A 6,321-nucleotide genomic window follows, 5' to 3' on the forward strand; every position below is an offset into this window, starting at 1 on the left:
CATGGCACGCTGGCGCCGTGCAGGGCCCGGACTGGCGGCGATCGCCCTCGCCGCCAGCGTCGCGGCCGCCGCCGCGGACACGGTGCAGGACGAACGCGCGACGCGCGAGAAGCTTGAGGCCCTCAACCGCGCCATCGACAAGATCGAAGACGAGCAGCGGCGGGACGAGTCGGCCCGGGACAGGCTTCAGGCGGAGCTCCGGGAGGCGGAGACGGCGCTCGCCCGCCTGACCGGGCGCGTCGTCTCGATCGAGGGCCGCATCGACGAACTGGTGCAGCGCCTGGCGGCCCTGGGAGAGGAGCAGGCGATCCTGGCCGCACGCCGCGACGCCCAGCGGACCCGCATCGCCGCAGAGCTTCGCCAGGCCTGGGCCACGGGCGGTAACAGCAGCCTGAAACTGCTCCTCAACCAGGAAGACCCGGAGACCCTCGCCCGGGTGCTCGCCTACTACCGCTATATTGCCGCCGCGCGCAGCGAAGCCCTTAACAGCTTCCGCGAGACTCTGGCAGAACTGGCAGCCGTCGAGGCCTCGGCGGCCGCTCGACGCGATGAACTGGACGGCGAACGCGCCGCCCTTGTGAATCGGCAGCGGGAACTCGCAGGGGCCCGGGACCGGCGCCGGGAAGCCGTCGCCGCGCTGGTAGCGAGCATCGCTGAGCGGGATGCGCAGCTCGCGCGCCTGGCGCGCGATGCCGAGGCGCTGGAGGAGGTGCTCGGCGACATTGAGGCGGCGATCCGTGACCTCGCCATACCGGCGAACTACCAGCCGTTCACGGCGGCCCGGGGCAGCATGCCCTGGCCGGCGACGGGCCGGCACGGGAACCGCTTCGGCCTCCCCCGGAACCAGGGCAAGATGCGCTGGCGCGGCATCACCATCAATGCCGAGGCCGGCAGCACCGTGCGGGCTATCCACCACGGGCGGGTGGTCTACGCAGACTGGCTTCGCGGTTCCGGACTTCTCCTGGTGCTGGACCACGGCGAGGGCTACATGAGCCTCTACGCTCACAACCAGAGCTTGCTTAAAGATGTAGGAGACTGGGTGACCGCAGGCACCCCCCTGGCCACCGTGGGGGCCAGCGGCGGGCGGGAGCGGGCGGCGCTGTACTTCGAAATCCGCCAGGGCGGCAAGCCCGTGGACCCGGCGCAGTGGTGCCGGGGCTGAGGGCGCTGGCGCCCCCTTGGCCGCAGCGCGAGGGATTGCGCTACACTTTCGCTCTTTACTTGTAAATAACGCCCGTTCCCCGGGCCAACCTCACAGCCAGAAAGGCCCGCACCATGCCCCTCGAGCTTCGACATCTGCTGCGCCGCCACGGTCGCGCCGGCGCCCTCGCCACGGCCCTGCTCGCCGGTACCGCCCAGGGCGCCCTGGAAACGGAGGAGGGCCGCCTGCCCTTCGACGAACTGCGCACCTTCGCGGATGTCTTCAACCAGATTCGCCAGGGTTACGTCGAGGAGATCGATGACAGCACGCTCCTCGAGTACGCCATCGAGGGAATGCTCATGGGCCTGGACCCGCACTCGGTCTACCTCACCCGGGACGCCTTCGAGAACCTGCAGACCACAACCTCCGGCGAATTTTCGGGCCTCGGCCTCGAGGTCGGCATGGACAACGGGCTGATCCGGGTGATCGCGCCCATCGACGGTTCCCCGGCCGCCGAGGCGGGCATGCAGCCCGGCGACATGATCCTCAAGCTGGACAACCAGCCGGTAAAAGGTATGAGTCTTGGTGACGCCGTAGCCAAAATGCGCGGGCCCAAGGGCAGCGAGATCGAACTCACCATCGGTCGCTCCGGCCAGGGCCGCCCCTTCACCGTGACCCTGGTGCGCGACGTGATCAAGGTCGCCAGCGTGCGCGAGCGCTGGCTGGAGCCTGGCTTCGGCTATATCCGCATCTCTCAATTTCAGAAGAGCACGGGGGATGACGTCGGGGCCGCGCTCGAGCGCCTGCAGGGCGAGGACACCCTCAAGGGCCTGGTGCTGGACCTGCGCAACAACCCCGGCGGCGTACTCGGCGCCAGCGTGGACGTGGCCGGCCTGTTCCTGCCCGGCGGCCAGGTGGTATACACGGAAGGGCGGCTGCCGAACGCCGCGCGGGGCTATGACGCCACGCCGGAGGACGCCAGCGAGGGCATTCCCCTGGTAGTACTCATCAATGGCGGCTCCGCCAGCGCTTCGGAAATCGTTGCCGGCGCCCTGCAGGACCACAGCCGGGCGATCATCATGGGCACCGCCAGCTTCGGCAAAGGCTCGGTGCAGACCGTACTGCCCATCTCTGAAGATCGGGCCGTGAAGCTGACCACGGCCCTCTACTTCACTCCCAGCGGCCGCTCTATCCAGGCCGAGGGCATCGCTCCGGACATCCGCGTGGAACGAGCCCGGCTGGAGGCGCTCTCGGAAGAGGGCCGCATCAGCGAGGCCGACCTTGTCGGTCACCTGGGCAACGGCAACGGCGATGGTAAAGAGGAAGGCGACAGCGAAGGGAGCCGGACCGACGCGAGCGCTCTCCTCGGCACCGACAATCAGCTCTACGAGGCCCTGACCCTGCTCAAAGGCGTCAGCATCTTCGGCCTGCGCGGCGCATCCGCCGCCAGGGTAGCGGCCAAAGAGCCCGCAGCCGAATAACCGTCGCTCAGCCGCGACCGCCGCGCCGGCGCCAGCCAGAGAAGGGCGCCAGGGCCTCCCGGAATGGCTCCAGGGGCTCCGTGGCATAGGGACCCAGGCGCACCGGCAGCGGCCCCAGGTAATGGAAACCGTCGGGGCGGGGCGCAATGGTCAACGCCCGGAAACGTACCCCGGCGGCGGCCGCTTCCGTTGCGGCAGCGGCAAAGGCCGGGTCATGGAGCCTGCTCGGTCGCAGGAAACAAGCGTCCTCCCGCTGCACCGTAAACAGCACCGTCGCCCGGTCGCCGGCGCCCGCTACCGCCGCCAGCTCGCGCAGGTGTCCGGCGGCGCGCACGCTGACACTGTCCGGGAAATAGGCCCCGCCATCGGGATAGACAAGGTGGCAGTTCTTCACCTCGACGTAGTGCCGGTGGGCGCCCTGCTCGAGGAGCATGTCGATGCGCGAGTTCTCGCCGTAGCGCACCTCCCGCCGCAGGCTGCGGAAGCGCTTCAGTCCGGGCACACAGCCGGCACGGACGAGGATCTCGGCGAGGCGGTTGGGCACCACCGTGTTTGCCCCGACATAGCGTCCGTCAACCTCCAGCAGCTCGAGGGTATAGCGCAGCTTGCGCTTGCTGTCGGGCGGCACCGCCGAGACCCAGGCCCGCGCCCCGGGGTGCACCAGCCCTTCCATGCGCCCGGGATTCACGCAGTGGGCGTCCACGACTTCACCGTCCAGCTCCACGCTGGCAATAAAGCGATCGTAGCGGGCCAGGAAACGGCAGGGCAGGAGCGGCCGCTCGTGAGGAATCACCGGGCTGCCGGCGACAAGCGCCGCCATGGCTACAGCCGGACCTCAATACCGCAGCGGGCCATATGAGCCTTGGCCTCGGCGATGGTGTACTCGCCGAAGTGAAAGATGCTGGCGGCAAGCACCGCGTCAGCGCCACCCTCGAGCACCCCCTCGGCGAGGTGCTCGAGATTGCCGACACCACCGGAGGCGATTACCGGCACCGGTACTGCGTCACTCACGGCGCGGGTGAGGGCGAGGTCGAAGCCATCGCGGGTGCCGTCGCGATCCATGCTGGTGAGGAGGATCTCGCCGGCACCGAGCTCGGCCATGCGCCGGGCCCAGGCCACGGCCTCGATGCCCGTGGGGCGACGACCGCCGTGGGTGAAGATCTCCCAGCGCGGCGCGCCGTCCCGGTCTTCGACCCGCTTGGCGTCGATGGCAACCACAATGCACTGGGCGCCGAAGCGCGCCGAGGCCTCGGCAACGAGCTGCGGTTCGCGGATCGCCGCAGTATTGATGCTTACCTTGTCGGCGCCGGCGTTGAGCATGGTGCGGATATCCGCCAGGGAGCGGATGCCGCCGCCCACGGTGAGGGGAATGAAAACCTCCCGGGCGATGGCCTCCACCGTGTGCACGGTGGTCTCGCGGGCCTCATGGCTGGCGGTAATATCGAGGAAAGTGATTTCATCCGCGCCGGCCTCGTTGTAGCGGCGGGCGATTTCCACCGGATCACCGGCGTCGCGGATGTCGACAAAATTCACGCCCTTCACCACGCGGCCGTTGTCCACGTCGAGGCAGGGAATGATGCGGCGGGCGAGGCCCATCAGGCACTGCCGCCGGCCGGGCCATCGCAGAGGCGCTGGGCCTCGGCCACATCGAGGGTGCCTTCGTAGATCGCGCGCCCGGTGATCGCGCCCATGATGCCGGCGTCCGCCGCCTGGAGGGCACGGATATCGTCGAGATCCGTGATCCCGCCGGAGGCGATTACCGGAATGCTGGACGCCCGGGCCATGGCGACGGTGGCCTCCACGTTCACGCCCTGCATCATGCCGTCGCGGGCGATGTCCGTGTAAACGATGGCCGAGACGCCGTCCGCCTCGAAACGCTGCGCCAGCTCCGTGGCGAGCACATCGCTGACCTCGGCCCAGCCATCCGTGGCAACCCGGCCGTCCCGGGCATCGAGACCGACGATAACCCGGCCCGGAAAGGCCCGGCAGGCCTCGGTGACAAAGGCGGGCTCCTTTACAGCCCGGGTGCCGATAATCACGTAGCTCACCCCGGCGCGCAGATAGTGCTCGATGGTGGCGAGATCGCGGATGCCGCCGCCGATCTGCACCGGCAGCGCCGGGAAGGTCGCGGCGATGGCTTCTACCACGGCGCCGTTCACCGGTTCACCGGCAAAGGCGCCGTTCAGGTCCACCAGGTGCAGGCGCCGGCAGCCGGCGTCGACCCAGCGCCGGGCCATGGCCACCGGGTCGTCGGAAAACACCGTGCTGTCGTCCATGGCGCCCTGGCGCAGGCGCACGCACTGGCCGTCTTTCAGGTCGATCGCGGGAATGATCAGCATGAGCCGTCCCAGGCAAGGAAGTTGCGAAGAAGCCGGAGCCCGGCGCGGTGGCTTTTCTCCGGATGGAACTGCACAGCGAAGAGGTTATCCCGGGCCAGCGCGGCATCGATGGACACGCCGTAGTCCACGCTGCCGGCAACGAGGTCACGGTTTGCGGCGTGAACGTAGTAGCTGTGCACGAAGTAGAAGCGTGTGCCGTCCGCGATGCCGTCCCAGAGTGGGTGAGGCCGCCGCTGGCGGACCTCGTTCCAGCCCATGTGGGGCACCTTCAGCCGTTCGCCGGCTGCGCTGCGCAGGCCCTCGCCGAGAAAGCGGACCTCGCCCTCGAGGAACCCGAGGCAGGGCACGCCGCCGTTCTCCTCGGAGCTATCGAGGAGTGCCTGCATGCCCACACAGATCGCGAGCACCGGCTTGTGCTGCGCCGTGAGTGCGGTCTGCAGGAGTTCATCACAGCCGAGGCGGCGGATCTCCGCCATGCAGTCGCGGATGGCGCCGACGCCGGGGAAGACAACCCGGTCCGCTGCCCGCAGCACCGCCGGATCGCAGGAGACGTGCACCGCCTCTGCACCGGCGTGCTCCAGGGCGCTGGCCACAGAGTGCAGGTTACCCATGCCGTAATCGATAACGGCGACGCTGCCGCCCATGACGGTCAGAGGACGCCTTTGGTCGAAGGGGTCATGCCGGCCATGGCCGGATCCGGCGCCAGCGCCATGCGCAGGGCGCGGCCGAAGGCCTTGAATACCGTCTCCGCCTGATGGTGACTGTTTTCGCCGCGGAGGTTGTCCACGTGCAGGGTCACCAGGGCGTGATTCACAAAGCCCTGGAAGAACTCGTGGAACAGGTCCACGTCGAAGCTGCCGATGGCGGCCCGGGTGAAGGGTACGCGGAAGACAAGCCCCGGACGCCCGGAGAAGTCCACCACTACGCGGGACAGGGCCTCGTCGAGGGGCACGTAAGCGTGGCCATAGCGGTAAATGCCCTTCTTGTCGCCAACAGCGGCGGCAAAGGCCTGCCCCAGGGTGATGCCGATGTCTTCCACCGTATGGTGAGCATCGATGTGCAGATCACCCTTGGCCTTGATCTCGATATCCATCATGCCGTGGCGCGCGATCTGGTCGAGCATGTGCTCAAGGAAGGGCACGCCCGTATCGAAACGGGCTTCACCGCTGCCGTCGAGGTCGATGGTGACGCTGATCTGCGTCTCCAGCGTATTGCGGGTGACCGAGGCCTTGCGCTCTGCCATGTCGCTCCTGCTCCCGGCCCGGGCGACACCGCCGGGGCCTGCCGTGGAAAACGGCGCATTATACGTGAATCAGGCTCCCGGAGGAGGTACCGTGCCCGAGGCGCTCCGCGAGCGCCA

The 6,321-nt window shown here is 68.6% G+C and carries 7 protein-coding genes; 2 read left to right on the forward strand and 5 right to left on the reverse strand.

Going from position 1 to position 6,321, the window contains the following annotated elements; all coding sequences use genetic code 11:
• Window position 1 precedes the first annotated feature (1 nt).
• Window positions 2-1,162: a murein hydrolase activator EnvC family protein gene (locus HRUBRA_RS11720; protein WP_052094768.1), complete on the forward strand. Its 1,161-nt coding sequence runs from the start codon at window positions 2-4 to the stop codon at window positions 1,160-1,162.
• Window positions 1,163-1,275: 113 nt separating this feature from the next.
• Window positions 1,276-2,622, forward strand: coding sequence for a S41 family peptidase (locus HRUBRA_RS11725; protein ID WP_084592621.1), 1,347 nt, complete (start codon window positions 1,276-1,278; stop codon window positions 2,620-2,622).
• A 7-nt stretch (window positions 2,623-2,629) separates the two neighbouring features.
• On the opposite strand, the gene sfsA is transcribed toward HRUBRA_RS11725, so the two are convergent.
• From sfsA to hisB, 5 genes are read right to left on the reverse strand one after another with little or no spacing between them, the layout of a single operon-like run.
• The gene (gene sfsA, locus HRUBRA_RS11730; protein ID WP_035517453.1) at window positions 2,630-3,442 is read right to left on the reverse strand and encodes a DNA/RNA nuclease SfsA; all 813 of its coding nucleotides are present in this window, start codon (window positions 3,440-3,442) and stop codon (window positions 2,630-2,632) included.
• Between the two features lie 2 nt (window positions 3,443-3,444).
• Window positions 3,445-4,218: an imidazole glycerol phosphate synthase subunit HisF gene (gene hisF, locus HRUBRA_RS11735; RefSeq protein WP_035517455.1), complete on the reverse strand. Its 774-nt coding sequence runs from the start codon at window positions 4,216-4,218 to the stop codon at window positions 3,445-3,447.
• Window positions 4,218-4,961, reverse strand: coding sequence for a 1-(5-phosphoribosyl)-5-[(5-phosphoribosylamino)methylideneamino]imidazole-4-carboxamide isomerase (gene hisA, locus HRUBRA_RS11740; protein ID WP_035517457.1), 744 nt, complete (start codon window positions 4,959-4,961; stop codon window positions 4,218-4,220). The genes hisF and hisA overlap by 1 nt, the downstream gene beginning before the upstream one ends.
• Window positions 4,955-5,605, reverse strand: a complete 651-nt coding sequence (hisH, locus tag HRUBRA_RS11745; protein ID WP_035517460.1) for an imidazole glycerol phosphate synthase subunit HisH — start codon at window positions 5,603-5,605, stop codon at window positions 4,955-4,957. The genes hisA and hisH overlap by 7 nt, the downstream gene beginning before the upstream one ends.
• A 5-nt stretch (window positions 5,606-5,610) precedes the next feature.
• Complete coding sequence (gene hisB / locus HRUBRA_RS11750) at window positions 5,611-6,204, reverse strand: imidazoleglycerol-phosphate dehydratase HisB (RefSeq protein ID WP_035517462.1); 594 nt, start codon at window positions 6,202-6,204, stop codon at window positions 5,611-5,613.
• Between the last annotated feature and the right edge of the window lie 117 nt (window positions 6,205-6,321).

The organism is Pseudohaliea rubra DSM 19751, assembly GCF_000764025.1.
Lineage (GTDB): Bacteria > Pseudomonadota > Gammaproteobacteria > Pseudomonadales > Halieaceae > Pseudohaliea > Pseudohaliea rubra.

Coding starts and splice junctions, on each gene's coding strand:
- hisF (WP_035517455.1), bottom strand. CDS start 4,218: ATGGGCCTCGCCCGCCGCATCATTCCCTGCCTCGACGTGGACAACGGC.
- hisB (WP_035517462.1), bottom strand. CDS start 6,204: ATGGCAGAGCGCAAGGCCTCGGTCACCCGCAATACGCTGGAGACGCAG.
- hisA (WP_035517457.1), bottom strand. CDS start 4,961: ATGCTGATCATTCCCGCGATCGACCTGAAAGACGGCCAGTGCGTGCGC.
- HRUBRA_RS11725 (WP_084592621.1), top strand. CDS start 1,276: ATGCCCCTCGAGCTTCGACATCTGCTGCGCCGCCACGGTCGCGCCGGC.
- sfsA (WP_035517453.1), bottom strand. CDS start 3,442: ATGGCGGCGCTTGTCGCCGGCAGCCCGGTGATTCCTCACGAGCGGCCG.
- hisH (WP_035517460.1), bottom strand. CDS start 5,605: ATGGGCGGCAGCGTCGCCGTTATCGATTACGGCATGGGTAACCTGCAC.
- HRUBRA_RS11720 (WP_052094768.1), top strand. CDS start 2: ATGGCACGCTGGCGCCGTGCAGGGCCCGGACTGGCGGCGATCGCCCTC.